The organism is Phytoactinopolyspora halophila (genome assembly GCF_003287285.1).
GTDB classification, from domain to species: domain Bacteria; phylum Actinomycetota; class Actinomycetes; order Jiangellales; family Jiangellaceae; genus Phytoactinopolyspora_A; species Phytoactinopolyspora_A halophila.
The window spans coordinates 1-17,716 of record NZ_QMIG01000016.1; the positions used below are offsets into that span (position 1 = coordinate 1).

Below are 17,716 nucleotides of genomic sequence, written 5' to 3' on the forward strand. Positions count from 1 at the left end.
AACCTCGACATCTGATCAGTCTCGCAGGACGAGCGCTCCATATTTGTCAGACATGCCCTAGCCCATCGGGCCGCGCCTAGCCCATCTGGCATGGCACGTCGAGCGTGAAGAACCGGCCGCTGTCACGGCCCCTCGCAGCTCGGGTCGAGCCGGCGCGTGAGTCCGGTGTGCCGGCGTCCCGCGTTCGCGTTGCGCACGGCTATGGCCAGCGCACGCCGGGAGCCGACGAGGACGACGAGCTGCTTGGCCCGCGTGATCGCGGTGTAGAGCAGGTTGCGCTGGAGCATGATCCACGCGCTGGTGGTGAGGGGGACGACGACGGCGGGGTACTCGCTGCCCTGCGAGCGGTGGATGGTCATGGCGTAGGCGTGCTGGAGCTCGTCGAGCTCGGCGAAGTCGTACTCGATGTCCTCGTCTTCGTCGGTGCGTACGGTCAGTGCCTGCTGTTCGGGCGAGATGCCGGTGACGACGCCGACGGTGCCGTTGAACACGCCGGCCGTTCCCTTGTCGTAGTTGTTGCGGATCTGGGTGACCTTGTCGCCGGGGCGGAAGGCGCGTCCGCCGTGGCGGCGTTCGGGCGCGCCGTCGCGGGCGGGGGTGAGGATCTGCTGGAGCTGGTCGTTGAGGTTGCTCGCGCCGGCCGGGCCGCGGTGCATGGGTGTGAGTACCTGTACGTCGCGGCGCGGGTCCAGGCCGAACGTGCGGGGGATGCGGCGGGCGGCGACGTCGACGGTGAGTTCTGCTGCCTGGTCGGTGTCCTCGCAGCCGAACCAGTAGAAGTCATCGAATCCGCGCAGCTCCGGACGCTCGCCGGCGTTGATCCGGTGCGCGTTGACGACGACGCCGGATTGCTGCGCCTGCCGGAAGATCGTCGTGAGCCGCACGCGGGGAATGGTGTCGGAGGTGAGCAGGTCGCGCAGGACTTGCCCGGCACCGACGCTGGGTAGCTGGTCGACATCTCCGACGAGCAGGAGGTGGGCACCGGGAGGGACGGCCTTGACAAGACGGTTGGCCAGCAGCGTGTCGATCATGGAGGCTTCGTCGGCGACGACGAGGTCGGCGTCGAGCGGGTTGTCGCGATCGTAGGCGGCCTCACCTCCGGGTCGCAGCTGGAGCAGCCGGTGGATGGTGGCGGCCTCGTGCCCGGTGAGCTCGGCGAGCCGCTTGGCGGCCCGCCCGGTGGGAGCGACCAGGACGACCTTGGCCCGTTTGGCCCGGGCGAGCTCGACGATCGAGCGGACCGTGAAGCTCTTGCCGCAGCCCGGTCCACCGGTCAGCACGGCGACCTTGCGGGTGAGCGCCAGTTGTGCCGCCTCGACCTGTTCCGGGGCCAGATCCGTCCCGGTGCGTTCGCGTAGCCAGCTGAATGCCCGTGACCAGTTGACCGTGCCGAACGAGGCGAGCCGGTCGGCAGGCGCCGTGAGGAGGGAGCGGACGCCGTCGGCGAGTCCTTGCTCGGCGCGGTGGAACGGCACCAGATACACCGCCGACGGGTCGCCCGGATCGTCGCCGGGTTCGCGCACGACGCCCTCGGCCGCGACGAGGTCGGCGAGCGCGACCCTGATGGGCTCGGCCGGTGCGTCGAGGATCGTGGCGGCGGCGTCGACGAGCGCGTCGTCGGGCAGGTAGCAGTGCCCGGAGTCGGCAGCCTCGCTGAGCGTGTATTGCAGGCCGGCTTGCAGGCGCTGCGGAGCGTCGTGAGGGATCCCGACGGCCTTGGCGATGGCGTCGGCGGTCTTGAAGCCGATACCCCAGACGTCGGTTGCCAGCTGGTAGGGATTGTCTCTGACGGTCTGGATGGCGGCGTCGCCGTACCGGCGGTAGATCTTTACCGCGATCGAGGTGCTGACTCCGACGCTTTGCAGGAAGACCATCACTTCCTTGATGGCCTTCTGCTCTTCCCACGCCGAGGTGATCAGGGCGGTCCGTTTGGGGCCGAGGCCGTCGACCTCGACGAGCCGGTGCGGGGCGTTCTCGATGATGTCGAGCGTGTCGAGGCCGAAATGCTCGACGATGCGTTCGGCCATGACCGGGCCGATGCCTTTGACGAGCCCGGAGCCCAGGTACCGCTGGATGCCCTGGAGCGTGGCGGGCAGCACGGTCGTGTAGTTCCACACTTCGAACTGCTTGCCGTATTGCGGGTGCACCGTCCAGCGCCCCGTGAGCCGCAGCGATTCGCCGGGCTGGGCACCGGGCAGGTTGCCGACGACGGTGAGCAGATCGGGTCCCGAGCGGTCGGTGGCGACGCGGGCGACGGTGTAGCCGGTCTCCTCGTTGGCGTACGTGATCCGTTCGAGCACGGCGTCCAGCTGCGTCCCGGCTGGGCGGGCGTGTTCGCTGCCGTCGGTGGATCCTCGCCCGTGCTCGGTGCTCACCTGCCCATTGTCGGCATCGCGGGCCGGGAGCGATACCGGTGGTGTCGCGGGTTGTGGAGCCGAGGTCTCAGACGTGTTCGGAGACCAGGACGGCGAAGGTGTCGGGTTCGAGGGCTTCGAACACGTGCGGGGCGTCTCCGGGATAGGCGACGTAGTCGCCGGGCTTCAGCTCCACGGGGTCGTCGGTGACGCCGACGAGCGCGCGGCCCTGGCTGAGGACGACGTGCTCGACGACGCCCGGCATGTGTGGCTCGGAACGGCGTGCGGTGCCCGGCTCGGCGGAGATGCGGAAGATGTCGCGGCGTGCGTTCGGCGGGCAGGAAGAGAGAAGGGTGGCGACGTAGTCGGCGTGCTCGGATGCCACCGCGGGTCCCTCTCCGGCGCGGATCACCTGGACTTTCGGGCGGGACGGTTCGACGAGGCGGGCGAAGGGGACGTCGAGGGCGACGCTCAGTGCCCAGAGCGTCTCCACGCTCGGATTTCCCTGCCCGGCTTCGAGCTGGGAGAGGGTCGACTTCGCGATCCGGGCGCGCCGTGCCACCTCGGTGAGGGACAGCCCGGCGCGATGCCGCTCACGCTGCAAGGATGCGGCGATCACCGCCAGTGGTGCGCCGTCGTGCTCCGCCATCGTTCGCTCCAGAAGTCGGTTTGTTCGGATTGACGAACACTCGCACGTGCGTTCACAATAGCATCCCATGCGTTCGGTCAAGCGAACAATCGATCGGGACCTGGTGCGCGATGTCGGCCTGGTCTGCGCTGCCGTGTCGCTCGTCGGCGTCTCGTTCGGGGCCATCGCGGCGAGCTCGGGACTGCCGGCGTGGCTGCCCGTGCTGCTGTCCATCGTGGTCTTCGCCGGTGCGTCCCAGTTCGTGTTCGTCGGGATCATCGCATCCGGCGGGAGCATCCTCGCCGCCGTCGTGGCGGGCCTGCTCGTCAACGCCCGGCACGTGCCGTTCGGGTTCGCCGTCGGCGACGCACTCGGGACGGGCTGGATCCGCAGGATCGCCGGAACTCACCTGATGGTCGACGAGTCCGTGGCGTTCGCGCTCGCGCAGGATGACGCGGGTCGCCGACGGAAAGCGTACTGGGCGTGTGGCGCCGGCATCTTCGTGTCGTGGAACGTCGGTGTGGTGGCGGGCGTGCTGGGCGGCACGCTGGTGACGGACACGGACGCGTTCGGCCTGGATGCCGCGTTCCCGGCCGTGCTGCTGGCCCTCGTCCTGCCGTCGTTGCGGGATCGCGCCACCCGCCGCGCCGCGCTGGCCGGCGCCGCGATCGCGCTCGCGACGGCGCCATTCTCGCCGGCGGGGCTTCCGGTGCTGCTCGCCCTGGCGGGAGTGCTCGCCGCCTTTGCCGATGGAGCGCGCTCGCCGGGGGTGCGGCGTTCGCGGGCTGCACGGGGGCAACGCGACGGCAGCGGGGACGCCGGTGACGCCGACGGCAGCGGGGACGCCGGTGCGACCGGCAACGGCAACGACGCCGACGCCACTGACGGCAACGATTACCGCGATAGTTCGGAGGCTGAGTCATGACATCGTCGATGGGGTTCGTGCTGGCCGCCGTGGTGCTGGGGCTCGGCACGTTCGCTTTCCGCTTTGCCGGCCCGCTGCTGCGTTCCCGGGTGGAGCTCGCGCCACGCGTGGAAACGTTGATGGCCGTTGCTGCCGTCGTCCTGCTCACCGCTCTGGTGGCGACCACGGCGCTGTTGGAAGGTGGCGAGTTCGCCGGGTTCGCGCGCCCGGCCGGTGTCGTCGTGGGTGGCGTGCTGGCGTGGAGGAGGGCGCCGTTCATCGCCGTGGTGGTGGCTGCGGCGGCGACGGCGGCGGGATTGCGCCTGCTGGGGATTCCCTGAGGGCGGGGCCGGACGGGAGATCCACAGTGTTGACAACGGCGAGAAAAACCCCAAAGATGCGTCATTAGAAATTGGTAGGTTTGTTTCCTAACAGTTTGAGCGGTGAGTTCGAGCAGGGAGGGGGTGACCAGAACTCTGCCGCTGACGGTGACGGCCGCGCACTCCGAACCTGCCCACCACCGAATTCGTGCACCGATGTCGTCGTGGCCGCGCCGCCTGTCCTGACCGATGCCCAAGAACCCCTGGTTTCCTTGGAGGCCTTGCATGAAATCCCCGGTCAGACCGCCATCCTCACGTCTCTTAGCAGCCGCCGCGCTCACGGGAGCGCTGATCGTCACCGGTGCTCCCGCCAATGCCGGTGACGACGGCGACCACGGTGACGACACCTGCGATCCGAATCCACAGGATCTACGGGTCACGTACCAGCCCGTCGACCACTCCGTCGGCGGATCCGCCTACCACCTCGCATCCCTCACCATCGACAACCACGACACCACGTGCGCCCTGGACGACAACTGGGAGCTGTTCTTCACCTTCGTCCGCCAGCCCGTCGCCGTGCTGCCCGGTGACGATGGGGAGGATGCCCGCCAGCAGCTCGACGAGCAGGACCTTGCGATCACCCGCGCCGATGCCGCCGAAAGCGGCGACTACTACGTGCTGCGGCCGACCGACGAGTTCGAGCAGGTCGACCCGGAAGGCAGCCGGGAGATCACGCTGCAGGTCCAGTTCTGGGCGACGCACAAGACCGATGCACCCGCCGGTTATCACATCTCCTATGACGACGGGCCGGCCCAGTGGGTGCCGGGCAAGGCACTGATCGACCCCACCGATCCGAAGCAGACCACGGCCTTCGAGGGCGACGCGCGCCCGGTGGAGTCCGCGGCTACCCGGTTCGAGGAGAACACTGCCGAGCTCGTCGATCTCGACCTGGCCGATCGGATCCAGCCACGCCCGCTCGACGTTACCGAGCGCTCCGGCGCGCTCAAGCTCGACGGCAGGTTCGCGATCGAGTACCCGGACGAGCTCAGTGGCGAAGCCGATTACCTCCGCTCGGCGCTGCGTGACGTGCTGGACGGCGAGTTCGCACCGAACGACGGCCGGGCCAAACGCACCATCAGCCTGTCCATCGACCCCGAGCTCGACGTGGACGGCAGCGGCACTCCCGACGCGGAGGGATATACCCTCGACGTTGGCAAGCGTGGCATCGACATCGTCGGCGCCGACGCCGCCGGCGTCCTGTACGGCATCCAGACGCTGCGCCAGCTCATTCCCGTCGACGTCTACGAGAGTGCTGCCGACGGCGATCGGGCCACGCGTGCGCGCGTGCCGCGGGCCAGCATCGCCGACGCGCCGAAGTTCGAGCACCGCGGCCTTCACCTGGACGTGGGACGGCACTTCGAGACCCCGGAGACGGTCAAGAAATTCCTCGACCTGATGTCCTTCACCAAGCTCAACAAGCTGCACTTCGGCCTGACGAACGACGAGGGCTGGCGCGTGGAGATTCCCGGCCTTCCGGAACTCACCGAGTTCGGGGCGCAGCGCGGCCACGATCTCGATGAGGACGAGATGCTGCACATGGGTATGGGCTCGGGAAGCGACCTGGAGCCCGGAGACCACATCGAGAACAAGGCGGCCGACGAGACGGAAGCCAACCTGGGCCGCCCACCCGCGTACCAGGGCATGGAGCAGGCAACGGTGAACCTGGTCGGCAAGGGGAGTGGCTACTACACGACGGAGGAGTTCATCGACCTGCTCGAGTACGCCGCCGAACGCCACATCGACGTCTACCCGGAATTGAACTTCCCCGGGCATGCCCGCTCGTCGGTGCAGGCCATGGAACGCCGCTACGAGCGCCTGAAGGACGAGGACCCCGAGGAAGCCGAACGCTACCGCCTCCTCGATCCCGATGACGAGGCAGAGTACCGCAGCGTACAGCTGTACAACGACAACCTGATCAACGTGTGCCGGCAGAGCACGTACGACTTCCTGGAGAAGGTGGTGGACGAGGTCGCGGCGATGTATGACGCGGCAGATGTGCCGCTGACCAGGATCCACCTCGGTGGAGACGAGCCACCGGGGCCGGACCGGTGGCAGGAGTCGCCGATCTGCCAGGAGAACCCGGAGACCTCCGGCAAGAGCGACGCCGAGCTGTGGGACATGTTCGTGCAGAAGTGGAACGACATCGCCCTGGAGGTCGCGGATACCACGGCCGGATGGGAAGACGTCCTCCTCACCGGTCAAGACGTCGACGAACTGGACGACTTCGCCCCGATGGCCTGGCAGAACGTGTGGGGCTGGGGGCTGGAGGAACTGGCCTACCAGCTCGCGAACGACGGGCAGGACGTGATCCTCGCGCACGCCACGAATCTCTACCTGGACCTGGCCTACAACAAGGATCCGGACGAGCCCGGCTATTACTGGGCCACCTACGTGGACGAGGAAAGCACCTTCACGTACCAGCCGTTCGACGTGTACGCCAACGCCACCGAGGACCGGTTCGGCAACCCGTTCGAGCCCGACCCCGACTGGGAAGAGCTCACCGAGGAGGGCAAGGAGAACATCCTCGGTCTCGAAGCCCAGATGTGGGGCGAGAACGGCAAGACCCCGGAGATCCGGGAGTACCAGGCGTTTCCGCGGCTACTGGGGGTCGCCGAGCGGGCGTGGGTGCGAGACACTCCCACCCCCGAAGAGATGCCCGAGCACTGGGACGTGTGGGTCAACACGCTCGGCCAGGTGACCTTGCCGTTGCTGTCGCACTATCCCGTGGTCGGCCTGCCGGACGTCGGCGTCAACTACCGCATTCCGCTGCCCGGCGCCGAGATCGACGACGACGGCGTGCTCACGGCCAACGTGCGCAACCCCGGACTGACGATCGAGTACTCCAGCACCGGCGGCGTGCACTGGTCGACGTATCACGGGCCAACGGCTGTCGGCGACTCCGCCCTGGTGCGCACGGTCGCTCCCGACGGGCGTACCAGCCGGATCGCCCCGGTGGACGTGGCGAACTGGGAAGCGGGCGCCGCCTACCACGCGTGGTCGGTCGTCAATTACGAGGGCGAGCTGTTCCGCGCCAAGGTCCCGCACATCGCGCAGGCAGATGCCACCCCTGATGTCTCGCCCGAGCTGTGGGTCCTCCTGCAATAAGCTGAACAACCCTCCTGTGCTCGCGGGGGTGTGGGCGCGCGTCGAGCCCCGCACCCCCGCGTCACCATCCGGGCACACCTGCCGACCACGAAGCCATGCGCGCGGTGCCCGCGCCGCCATGCACGCTGAGTCCACGTCGCCATGCACGCTGAGTCCACGTGCCGTGCGCGCCGGGTCCACGTCAGAAAGCGGTTTCCGCCATCAATTGGCGTGGAGTCACCGTGCATGGCACCCATGGGCAACGCGTGTACGGTGACCTGGGCTGCCGTACATGGCTCGTCCGGCATCGGGCCGCGTGAGTCGTCGACGCCGCGTCCTGCCGTGAACGGGTGCCCATGAGGCGCCCGTGGGTCGCCCGGGTACGGCAGTCCGATTGGATCAGACGGGGATGAACCCGAGGGCCTCGGCCGCGTGTCGCTGGTCGGCGCTGTGAGTGGCGAAGCCGATCTCCTCGCCGGGTTCGACGAGCGGCCGGGCGGCGAGATCGGCCACGGCCAGGTGCATGGCCTCCAGGGTGTGCAAGGAGTAGTGGCGCGTGATGGTGAGCGCGGCATTCTCGGTGGCAGCAGGATCGGGACGGGTGAGTTTGACCGGCCCGTCGGGGGAGACGTCCTCGTAGAGTTTCTCGATCAGCACGTCCACATTGCTCAGCTGTTTGGTTTGCCGCACGCGAAAGAGCGTCGACGTGACCTCCACCAGGCTGAACGATGCGGTCAGCAGCAGCCGGTCGCTCTCGACGAGCTCGCGCGCTCGCGCGTGCCCCGGTTCTCCGGCCAGGTACGAACGAACCAGTACCGATGAGTCGAGATACACAAGCGCCGGTTCATCCATCGATCCCCCTCTGTGCGTCAGATGCGGAGCCCGCTCGTCAACGTCCGTCGGACCAGAGATCGTCGACGATGGGCCCTGCCTCTTCGGTCTCCTGTAACGCCGTGGCGAACCGTTCCGATGGCACGGGCGGCGCTGGGGTCTCGACGAGAAGACCGAGCTCTCGTGCCCGTTCCCGGAGGCGATGGCGCCGCGTGGTGAGGCCGCTGGACGCGCCCTCGGGTGGTGCCGCGGCCTGGAGCACTCGGTTCGCGAACGCGTTCACCGACATACCTTCCCGCCGGGCTCGCACGGTGAGCCGCGTATGGAGATCATCAGGAATGCGAACGAGCAACTGACGCATACGGCCTCCCGCTAACTATCGGTTACGTGATCACGATAGCGCTTGCTGACGAGGTGCTGCGAGAACGGAAACGCGACGGCTTCGTCACAATCGACGACGTGCACCCGTGCCCGACGCTCCGGCGCGCACGGCACCGGCGCACCGGACATGGCTCACCGTGGCCATGCGAAATCCGGTCCGGCCGGAATATCGCGGCCGATCATGCTGCTCTTTCTAGAGTCAACGAACGAAGGAGATCGGATGAGCACGTTCACCGCAGCCGAGATCGAGTACGTGCGAAGCCAGCACCTCGGACGCCTCGCCACCGTCGGCGCGGACGGTGCGCCTCATGTCTTACCCGTCGGCGTCTTCTACGATCCCGAGACCGAAACCATCGTGATTGGCAGCGCCGGGGACATGACTGCCAGCAAGAAGTTTCGCGATGTCCGGAATCGACCTGACGTGGCGTTCGTCGTCGACGATCTCGCGGCCGTTGACCCGTGGACTCCGCGCGGCATCGAGATCCGCGGCCGCGCGGAGGCCTTCACAGAGGGTGGTGAGGACATCGGCAAGCGGCTGGACGCGCCGTTTCCGTTCGACGCGGCATGGATCCGGATCCGACCACGGCGAATCCTGACGTGGGGCATCGACACCGGCTCGTACGAGCACACGGCTCGCAACGTCACGTAGGTCTGCTATACATCAGAGCGCGTTGATGAAGCGGCGGGCTTCGCGGGCACTCATCCCGGTGCGGTCGCGCAGGAGCTGCATGGCGGCGGTGCGCTTGACCGGATCTTGCGCGACGAGCGTGTGAAGCCGCTCGAGCAAGTCGTCGTCGATCAACGCGCTCGGTGTCTCTTCACGGGTGGTCGGCGTTTCGGGGGCGGGGAAGCTCTGGCCGACCATCAAGGCTTGCACGACGAGCGTCGCCTCGTGGGGTGCCAGCTTGGTGGCCTTGCGCAGCATCTTGATCGCATGTTCGGTATGCCCCCGGGAGGCCAGGGCACGCACGTCTTCCTGGAGTTTGAGACTGAGCTCCACCTCGGGCAGTTCGGTGTGCTCGACCGGTTGGTTACGGCGATCACCGCTGCGGCGGATGATGATGAAACTGACGACGACAGCGAGGATGATGACGACGACGATGCCAACCTCGAGCATGATCAAAATGGTAGCCGAACACGGGTCTTCTGTGGGTGAGAATGCCGTCTCCGGTACCACGTAGAGTTTGATGCATGCCGGAACGCCATGCCAGCCGTCGTGCCCGACTCGCGGCACACCTCGCACGTCACGACATCGACGCCGCGCTCGTCACCCGCCTGGTCAACGTCTGCTACCTGACGGGCTTGAACAGCAGCAACGCGGCGGTGCTGCTCGCAGCCGACGGTACGACGGTGCTGGCGACGGACGCCCGGTACGCGACGGCGGCCGGGGCCGTGGCGCCCGATGTCGAGCTCGTCGTGACCCGGCCGGTTGCCGTGGAGCTGGCCAAGCGTGCCGCGACCAAGACGATCGCACCGAGCAACGGGGCGACGTCCGGAGGAGCCCGGGTGCGCCGGCTCGCCCTTGAGGCGCACGACGTCACGCTCGAACAGTCCTCGACGATCCGTTCCGCTCTCGCGGAGCTCGACGAGGGCGGCGAGCACGATGAGCCCGGCGAGCACGGCGACCGGGGCGAGCACGGCGAGGCGGCGGGCGATGTCGAGCTGGTCCACCTCGGCCGCGTCGTCGAGGACCTGCGTGCCACCAAGGACGACGCCGAGCTCGATGCCCTGCGCGAGGCATGCCGGATCTCGTCGGTCGCGTTGGAGGAACTGTTCGCCGCCGGGGGTTTCGTGGGGCGCACCGAGAAGGCGATCGCACGTGATCTGGAATGGCGCATGTACGATCACGGCGCCGAAGCGATCGCGTTCGACACCATCGTCGCCTCGGGGCCGAACAGCGCGATACCGCACCATCGGGCCGGGGAACGCCTCGTCGAGCGTGGCGATCTGCTCAAGATCGATTTTGGTGCGGTCTACCAGGGATACCATGCGGACTGCACTCGCACCTGCGTCGTCGGCGCCGAACCCGCTGCCTGGCAGCGCGAGATCTATGACATCGTGGCAGCGGCGCAACGGGCCGGACGCGCGGCCCTGATTGCCGGGGCCGAACGCATCGGTGTCGACAATGCCGCACGATCCGTGATCGACGAGGCTGGCTACGGGGAGAACTTCGGTCACGGCACCGGCCACGGCGTCGGGCTCGAGGTGCACGAGGCGCCGAGCCTCGGGTACTCGGCAGCAGGTACACTTGCCGGGCGCATGACGGTGACTGTCGAGCCCGGCATCTATCTGCCAGGTTACGGTGGTGTCCGCATCGAGGACACCCTGGTGGTGGGCGACGACGGTCCGGAGTTGCTGACACCTGTGACGAAGGAATTGCTCGTCCTCGACGCTTAGCGAGTTGCGGGCGGGCTCACGACGACGAAGAGGCACGAGAAGACGTGGCGACGACCAACGACCTGAAGAACGGCATGGTACTCAACCTGGACGGCCAGCTGTGGACCGTACTGGAGTTCCAGCACGTCAAGCCCGGCAAGGGTGGCGCGTTCGTGCGCACCAAGCTCAAGCATGTCCTCTCCGGCAAGGTGGTCGACAAGACGTTCAACGCGGGCGTGAAGATCGACACCGCCAATGTCGACAAGCGTGAGATGACCTACCTCTACCGTGACGGCGACGACTTCGTTTTCATGGACACCGAGACCTACGAGCAGGTCCACGTCCCCGAACCGACCGTCGGGAACGCGCAGAATTTCCTGCTGGACAACCACGAGGTCGTCGTCGGGCTGCACGAGGGCGATCCGCTGTTCGTCGAGATGCCGCCATCGGTGGTGCTGACGATCGACTACACCGAGCCCGGGGTTCAGGGTGATCGCTCGACCGGAGGCAGCAAGCCAGCGCAGCTGGAGACCGGATACGAGATCTCGGTTCCGCTGTTCATCACGACCGGCGAGAAGGTCAAGGTGGACACGCGCGACGGCTCGTACCTCGGCCGCGCGTCCTGACGCGGCGACGTCATGCCAGCCCGCAGCCGTGCCCGTAAGCGGGCGCTTGACATCCTGTTCGAGTCGGAGCAGCAAGGGCGGCCGCTCGGCTCGACCTTGTCCCGGCACCGGGACACCCCCGAGCGCCCGCTGAACGAGTACACCGTCACCCTCGTCGAAGGCGTGATCGCGCACCGGGAGCGTATCGACGAGCTGCTGGCGACGTATGCCGAAGGCTGGAGCCTGGAGCGGATGCCGGCAGTGGACCGCAATGTGTTGCGGATCGGTGCGTACGAGGTTCTGTACTGTGACGACGTTCCCGACCCCGTGGCGATCAGCGAGGCGGTGGCACTGGCGCGCGACCTGTCAACCGACGAATCTCCCACGTTCGTCAACGGCCTGCTCGCCCGCCTGGCGTCCATCAAGCCGTCCACCCCTTCCGGCTGACTCTTCCCGCTGATCCCGTCCCTCCTCCCGCTGATCATGAACACTTGTCGACCTATGAGGTCGACAAGTGTTCATGATCAGCGAGAGGAGGACGGGGAGAACGGGTGGTCAGGAGGAGCGGCGGCCGAAGACCGAGTCGAAGATCTTGCTGCCGGCATCCTGAGCGCCCCCGGCGACATCGCGCAACACTTTGATCAGCGGATCGGCGCTGCGATTCCACGATTCCTGGTACGACTTCGCCGCGTTGCGCGCCTCCTGGCTGATGGACGCGTCCTGGTCCTCGCTGCGCCGCGGGTAGTCGCCGGCGAGGATGCGGCTGTACTCGCCGGAGCTCGCCCAATGGTCGAGCTCCGCGAGCCGGACCACCGCTTGCGGATGGCTGCGGCCGATCAAGCTGAGCAGCTTGAGCAAACCGTCCCGGGCGTCCTCGGCGGCATCGTACTCGCGGGCCTGTTCGTGGAACGCGTCGACGTCCATCTGCGCCAGCCGGGAACCACCGGCCAGCTTCATCAGCGTGCGCTTGGCGGCGTCGGGATCTTGCAGGGTGAGCAGGCCCGCACGGTCGCACGAGAGTTCGGATTTGCGTTGCCACTCCTCGAGCGCCAGCACGATCGCCCGCAATCCGAAGTATCCGAGGGGCAGCCAGGCCACCCGCGTCGCGAGATTGGTCAAGGCGAGCAGCAGCGTGCGGTAGATCGCGTGGCCGGAGAGGATGTGCCCCACCTCGTGTCCCACGACGAAACGCCGCTCCTCGGCGTCGAGCATGTCGAACATTCCCGTACTGACCACGATGAACGGCCGGTCCTTGCCGATGGCCATCGCGCGGGGCTGCGGATCGAGCATGACGTAAAGGTCGGGGACCTGAGAAAGATCCAGGATGTGCGCTGCGTCGACGACATCTTGATGCACGTCGGCGAACTGGGTCTCGCCGACGCGTACGGTACCGGAGAGGAAGTGCAGCCGCAGGGCGCGCTCGCTGAAGAGCCCGGCCATCTTCTTGAGCACGGTGTCGAATCCGCGCAGTGACCGCAACGCGACAAGAGCACCGCGATCCGCAGGATGCTCGTACGCGCGGGCGCTGATGTCGGGGAACCGGACACGGGTGCGATCGGGCGTTGTGGCCATACGAGCCATCGTATGCATATCCGGTTCCCCGTGGGCCCCGACGGTGGGCACGTTCTGCGAGAAGCGTCCTGGGGTGCACCGATGACATTTGTCATGGCGACGGCGTGCGGAATCCATCGGAACCGATGCCGGAAGAAACCAGCGAGGTGGGCGCGCACGCCCCACGATGGAGATGTCCGCAAAACGAAAGACGCTCACGGGAGGGAGGCGCGGTGAGCAACGTCATCGACGTCGAAGATCTGAGCCGCCGCTACGCCGGCGGTTTCGAAGCCGTGCGCGAGGTTTCCTTCTCGGTTCGGCGGGGTGAGCTGTTCGCGCTACTGGGGACCAACGGGGCGGGAAAGACGTCCACCCTGGAAGTCCTCGAAGGGCTCGCCGAACCGAGCGGAGGCCGGGTGCGCGTACTCGGTTTCGATCCTGGCAGGGCGCGCGCGAGCGTGCGCCCCCGGATCGGGATCATGCTCCAGGAGGGCGGATTTCCGGGTGACTTGACGGTTGACGAGACCGCACGCATGTGGGCGGGCACGTTGACGTCGAGCCGGCCGGTCGGCGAGGCGTTGGAGATGGTCGAGCTCGCCCATCGCTCGAAGGTCGCGGTCGCGCAGCTTTCCGGTGGGGAACGGCGACGGCTGGATCTGGCGCTGGCCGTGCTCGGCCGCCCGGAGGTGTTGTTCCTCGACGAGCCGACCACCGGCCTGGACCCGGAGAGCCGGCAGAACACCTGGCGGCTGGTCCGCCGGCTGCTGGAGGGTGGTACGAGCGTCTTGCTGACCACGCACTACCTCGACGAGGCCGAGACGCTCGCCGATCGGCTGGCCATCATGCACGAGGGGCGGATCGTCCGGGAAGGAACGGTATCCGAGGTGGTTGCCTCCCAGCCGGCGACGATCTCGTTCGCGTCGGGCGGGAGCGGCGGCGATCCGCAGCTACCGCCGCTCGACGGGGCGCGCATCGTCATGTCCGGCGGGCGGACCGTCATCGAGACGGAGCACCTGCAACAGACCCTGACCCGCCTGCTGGTGTGGGCGGAGGAGCATCGGGTCGAGCTGCCCGAGCTCGCGGCGCGTCCGGCCTCACTCGAGCAGGTTTTCCTGGCCGTGGCCGAGCATGGTGACGGATCGCCGCCGGCCGGTTCCGGGGATGCCGAGCTGCGGGCCGAGACGCTGACGGGCGCGCCCGGGACATCTCCCGGGACGGGGAGGTGACGACGATGAGCACACAGGCATTCCATGGCACGGACGGCGCACCTCGCGACGTCGACGGCCGGGCGGGCCGGCTTCGGGGCACGTTCCGCCGCGTCTGGTCGCTGACACGTGCCGAGGTGACGCTGCTGTCGCGGAACCGCACGGCGTTGCTCGTGGCGCTGGTCTTTCCCGTGCTCTCCGTTCTGGCGCTGCTGACCTTCGACCTCGAGGAAGGTGATGCGGCCGGTACCGGAGCGCTGACCGTCATCATGTTCGTCGGTGTGGCCTTGCTGTACATCGTGTACTACAACCTGGTCAGCACCTACGTCGCCCGGCGCGAGGACCTGGTCCTGAAGCGGCTGCGTACCGGCGAGCTCTCGGACCCGGAGATCCTTGCAGGAGCGGCCATGCCGGCGGTGCTGCTCGCCGCGGGGCAGATCGCCGTGGCGGTCGGGGCAGCGTTGACGTTCTTGGATCTGGAGGCGCCGGTCAACGTCGTGCTCGTCGCCGGTGCGGTCGTCGGCGGAGTCGTGCTGTTCGCGCTTCTCGCGGCGGCGACGACCAAGATCACGCGGAATGCGGAGATGGCCCAGATGAGTACCATGCCCGTCTTCATCGTCTGTCTGATCTTTTCGGGCATGGTGGCGCCCCTCGACGCGTTCAGCGACCGGGTGGCCGACATCGCGCAGTTCGTCCCGCTGACTCCGGTGATCGATCTGACGCGGCTCGGGCTTCTGGGTACCACTGGCACCGAACCCGCGGTGGGATTCACCGAGAGTTTCGCCGAGGCAGTCACGCCGGCGGCGATACTGGCGCTGTGGATCGCGATCGGATACGCGGCGACGCGCCGCTGGTTCCGCTGGGAGCCCCGCCGCTGACCCCGCCCCCTCCGCTGATCATGAACACTTGTCGACCTCATAGGTCGACAAGTGTTCATGATCAGCGGAGAGTATCCTGAGAGGCTCGGTGACATGATGGCGATGACGGGGTTGGTGGCGCGCTGGCACGAGCGCGGCAGTGCCGAACGAGTTGACCTTTACACGCGCCTGTCGCTCTACGCGCTGTACGCCCTCGAACTGCCGTTGGCGCTCATGATCGTCAACGCCGCCGACCGGGCCGACGACGCGGCGGCGATCACGTTCGCGTGCCTGGCCGGAGCACAGGCGGTGACCGGCGTCGTCGTCCTTCGCCGGGGCCTGGGCTGGTTCCTGGGTACGCGCACGTGGCCGGTGCGGATGGTCGCGGTGAGCGGCATCCTCGCCGTCGCCGGGGCGCTGGCGGGAATCATCGCCTTTCCCTTCACCGCGGGTGGTGCCGACAATCCCGGCCAGGGCGACGCCCTGGCGCTGGTCACGATCTTCTTTCTCGTCATGCTCACGCCACGGCTGTCGATGCGGTGGCTCCTGCTGCCGACCGGCGCGCTGGCGGCGGTGGTTGGTGTGGCGATGTTGCTCACGGGTTCGCCGGTACGCGCCGCAGCGGGCGTGGCGCTGGCATGCGTGATCGGCGGGATCGCCGGCGGGTTCGGATTCCGGACGTCGATCTGGATCCTGGGCATCGTCTGGGAGCTGGAACGCTCGCGCGGGGCGCAAGCACGGCTGGCCGTGGCGGAGGAGCGCCTGCGAATCGCCCGGGATCTGCACGACGTCATCGGGCGCAACCTGGCGGTGATCGCGTTGAAGAGCGAGCTGGGGGCGCAGCTCGCTCGTCGCGGGAGGGACGAGGCGGCCGACGAGATGCTGGAGGTTCACCGGATCGCTCAGGAGTCGCTGCGTGAGGTACGGGAGGTGGTCCGCGGGTACCGCAGCGCCGACTTGCCCGCCGAGCTGGACGGGGCCCGTGCCGTGTTGCGCTCGGCCGGTGTACGCACCCGTGTGCTCGGGGACGGAGCGGACCTGCCGGCTGGCGCGCAGGCGGCGCTGGCGTGGGTGGTGCGGGAGGGGACGACCAACATCTTGCGGCACAGCGATGCGAGCGAATGCACGATCACCGTCGACATCGACGATCCGGCGGGCAGCGCGGAGAGCCGAGCGCGCGATGCCGGCGACGCGTCGGATGCGGGGGCGAACACGGGGGCACCGGCTGGGACGGCGATAGTGACGATGGAGAACGACGGCGTGGCCGCCTGGCACTCTGAGGCCGTGGCTGACCTGGGCAGCGGGCTACGTGGCCTGGCCGAACGGCTGGGCGAGGTGAACGGGTCGCTCGAGGCGCGCCGGGTGAGCGGGGACCGGTTCGTGTTGCGCGCGCGGGTTCCGCGGGAGGTGCGCCCGATCTCCGGCGGCGAGTCCAGCGTGCACGGGGGCGGGTCCGGCGTGGAAGGGATGGACGCGGGATGAGTGCGGACGGGCCGAGCGGCGGGCGAGCGGACCCGGAACGGCAGCTCCACGAGGATGTGCCGTCCACGGTGCGCGTGTTGCTGGCCGACGACGAGAATCTGGTCCGTACAGCCATGCGAGCGCTGCTGGCGCTGGAGGACGACATCGATGTCGTCGCCGAGGCCGCTTCGGGCGACGAGGCGCTCGCGATGGCGCGGGCACACCGGCCCGACGTGGCGGTGCTCGACTTGCAGATGCCGGACATGGATGGCATCGCGGTGGCCGAGACGCTGCACGAGGAGCTGGAGTCCTGCTCGACGATGATCGTGACCAGCCACGGCCGCCCGGGGTATCTGAAGCGCGCGCTCTCCGCCGGGGTGCGGGGGTTCGTGCCCAAGACCGTTTCCGGTCAAGTGCTGGCCGACGTCGTGCGCACGCTGCACGGCGGCGGGCGCTATGTCGACCCGGAGCTAGCCGCCGAGGCGATCGCGGCCGGTGACAGCCCGCTCACGCCGCGTGAGGCGGATGTGCTCGAACTCGCCGCCGACGGCGCACCGATCGAAGAGATCGCCCCTCGCGTGGCGCTCTCGCCGGGAACGGTACGCAACTACCTGTCCTCGATCGCGGCCAAGCTCGGCGCGGCGAACCGGCACGAGGCGGTGCACATCGCCCGTCGCCACGGCTGGATCTAGCGATCGGCCCCGATGATTGATTCCTTGGACGTTGTCCTCGTGTTGTCCCGGGTGGTGCCGGAGCCGGCGCGCGGCGCGCCGACTTCGATGCCGAAACGTGCAACTATTCGCCGATCTGGCGCTGTTTCCGCGTGTGTGGGTATCGAAGTCGGCCGCGGTCGAGCGGCGCCGGGTGCCACCAGCGTATCGGCACCGACGAGAGCACCGACGAAAGTCGATGTGCGGACCGCCGAAGGTGGCGTATGTCGACAGCTCACCGTGGTCCTTCGACGGTCCCGGATATCCGCGCCCAGTACGACGTTTTCGCAGGTCTGGCGGCTCTAGCGTGGATGTACGGGCCCGGTCGGCCGGGTGCCTTCCGGCACGGCCGGGTCCGGCCAACGACATCGACCACGGTTGAGAGGACG

17 protein-coding genes are annotated in these 17,716 nt (G+C 68.0%); 11 read left to right on the forward strand and 6 right to left on the reverse strand.

The features are described 5' to 3' along the window. Positions 1 to 122: 122 nt before the first annotated feature. The gene (gene recD2, locus DPM12_RS14480; protein ID WP_112259051.1) at positions 123 to 2,375 is read right to left on the reverse strand and encodes an SF1B family DNA helicase RecD2; all 2,253 of its coding nucleotides are present in this window, start codon (positions 2,373 to 2,375) and stop codon (positions 123 to 125) included. A 67-nt stretch (positions 2,376 to 2,442) separates the two neighbouring features. Next, positions 2,443 to 3,003, reverse strand: a complete 561-nt coding sequence (locus tag DPM12_RS14485; RefSeq protein ID WP_112259052.1) for a helix-turn-helix domain-containing protein — start codon at positions 3,001 to 3,003, stop codon at positions 2,443 to 2,445. A 67-nt stretch (positions 3,004 to 3,070) separates the two neighbouring features. On the opposite strand from DPM12_RS14485, the gene DPM12_RS14490 reads away from it, so the two are divergent. The 3 genes from DPM12_RS14490 to DPM12_RS14500 all read left to right on the forward strand — a co-directional run bounded on the left by DPM12_RS14490 (position 3,071) and on the right by DPM12_RS14500 (position 7,371). Continuing rightward, positions 3,071 to 3,907 carry an AzlC family ABC transporter permease gene (locus tag DPM12_RS14490; protein WP_112259053.1) on the forward strand — a complete coding sequence of 279 codons (837 nt, stop codon included), beginning with the start codon at positions 3,071 to 3,073 and terminating at the stop codon, positions 3,905 to 3,907. Next, positions 3,904 to 4,227: an AzlD domain-containing protein gene (locus DPM12_RS14495; RefSeq protein ID WP_112259054.1), complete on the forward strand. Its 324-nt coding sequence runs from the start codon at positions 3,904 to 3,906 to the stop codon at positions 4,225 to 4,227. Before DPM12_RS14490 ends, DPM12_RS14495 begins: the two co-directional genes overlap by 4 nt. A gap of 264 nt (positions 4,228 to 4,491) precedes the next feature. Then, positions 4,492 to 7,371 (forward strand): family 20 glycosylhydrolase, encoded by a 2,880-nt coding sequence (locus DPM12_RS14500; protein ID WP_158542894.1) that lies wholly within the window; start codon positions 4,492 to 4,494, stop codon positions 7,369 to 7,371. 378 nt (positions 7,372 to 7,749) lie between these two features. Here the strand turns inward: DPM12_RS14500 and DPM12_RS14505 are convergent, their stop codons facing one another. Continuing rightward, a complete protein-coding gene (locus DPM12_RS14505) occupies positions 7,750 to 8,202 on the reverse strand; it encodes a type II toxin-antitoxin system VapC family toxin (RefSeq protein ID WP_112259056.1) in 453 nt (150 codons plus the stop codon). Positions 8,203 to 8,239: 37 nt separating this feature from the next. Beyond that, entirely contained in the window at positions 8,240 to 8,542 is a 303-nt protein-coding gene (locus tag DPM12_RS14510; protein ID WP_112259057.1) for a toxin-antitoxin system HicB family antitoxin, read from the reverse strand. A 240-nt stretch (positions 8,543 to 8,782) separates the two neighbouring features. Between DPM12_RS14510 and DPM12_RS14515 the strand changes: the two genes are divergently transcribed. After that, positions 8,783 to 9,211 carry a PPOX class F420-dependent oxidoreductase gene (locus DPM12_RS14515; RefSeq protein ID WP_112259058.1) on the forward strand — a complete coding sequence of 143 codons (429 nt, stop codon included), beginning with the start codon at positions 8,783 to 8,785 and terminating at the stop codon, positions 9,209 to 9,211. Positions 9,212 to 9,223: 12 nt separating this feature from the next. Here DPM12_RS14515 and DPM12_RS14520 read toward each other — a convergent pair whose 3' ends face one another. Then, on the reverse strand, positions 9,224 to 9,679 hold the full coding sequence (locus DPM12_RS14520) for a protein kinase family protein (RefSeq protein WP_112259059.1): 456 nt from the start codon (positions 9,677 to 9,679) through the stop codon (positions 9,224 to 9,226). A gap of 74 nt (positions 9,680 to 9,753) precedes the next feature. Between DPM12_RS14520 and DPM12_RS14525 the strand changes: the two genes are divergently transcribed. The 3 genes from DPM12_RS14525 to nusB are packed head-to-tail and all read left to right on the forward strand — an operon-like array spanning position 9,754 to position 11,990. Continuing rightward, on the forward strand, positions 9,754 to 10,959 hold the full coding sequence (locus DPM12_RS14525) for an aminopeptidase P family protein (protein WP_112259060.1): 1,206 nt from the start codon (positions 9,754 to 9,756) through the stop codon (positions 10,957 to 10,959). 44 nt (positions 10,960 to 11,003) lie between these two features. Next, the gene (gene efp / locus DPM12_RS14530) at positions 11,004 to 11,564 is read left to right on the forward strand and encodes an elongation factor P (RefSeq protein WP_112259061.1); all 561 of its coding nucleotides are present in this window, start codon (positions 11,004 to 11,006) and stop codon (positions 11,562 to 11,564) included. 12 nt (positions 11,565 to 11,576) lie between these two features. Continuing rightward, on the forward strand, positions 11,577 to 11,990 hold the full coding sequence (nusB, locus tag DPM12_RS14535; RefSeq protein WP_112259062.1) for a transcription antitermination factor NusB: 414 nt from the start codon (positions 11,577 to 11,579) through the stop codon (positions 11,988 to 11,990). A gap of 108 nt (positions 11,991 to 12,098) precedes the next feature. On the opposite strand, the gene DPM12_RS14540 is transcribed toward nusB, so the two are convergent. Next, complete coding sequence (locus DPM12_RS14540) at positions 12,099 to 13,115, reverse strand: M48 family metallopeptidase (protein ID WP_112259063.1); 1,017 nt, start codon at positions 13,113 to 13,115, stop codon at positions 12,099 to 12,101. A gap of 212 nt (positions 13,116 to 13,327) precedes the next feature. Here DPM12_RS14540 and DPM12_RS14545 point away from each other — a divergent pair, with 212 nt between their 5' ends. The 4 genes from DPM12_RS14545 to DPM12_RS14560 all read left to right on the forward strand — a co-directional run bounded on the left by DPM12_RS14545 (position 13,328) and on the right by DPM12_RS14560 (position 17,309). Further along, positions 13,328 to 14,320, forward strand: a complete 993-nt coding sequence (locus DPM12_RS14545; RefSeq protein ID WP_211658997.1) for an ABC transporter ATP-binding protein — start codon at positions 13,328 to 13,330, stop codon at positions 14,318 to 14,320. Between the two features lie 5 nt (positions 14,321 to 14,325). After that, entirely contained in the window at positions 14,326 to 15,177 is an 852-nt protein-coding gene (locus DPM12_RS14550; protein ID WP_112259064.1) for an ABC transporter permease, read from the forward strand. Positions 15,178 to 15,270: 93 nt separating this feature from the next. Beyond that, positions 15,271 to 16,638, forward strand: a complete 1,368-nt coding sequence (locus tag DPM12_RS14555; RefSeq protein WP_158542895.1) for a sensor histidine kinase — start codon at positions 15,271 to 15,273, stop codon at positions 16,636 to 16,638. Further along, a complete protein-coding gene (locus DPM12_RS14560) occupies positions 16,635 to 17,309 on the forward strand; it encodes a response regulator transcription factor (RefSeq protein WP_112259066.1) in 675 nt (224 codons plus the stop codon). The genes DPM12_RS14555 and DPM12_RS14560 overlap by 4 nt, the downstream gene beginning before the upstream one ends. Positions 17,310 to 17,716: the final 407 nt, after the last annotated feature.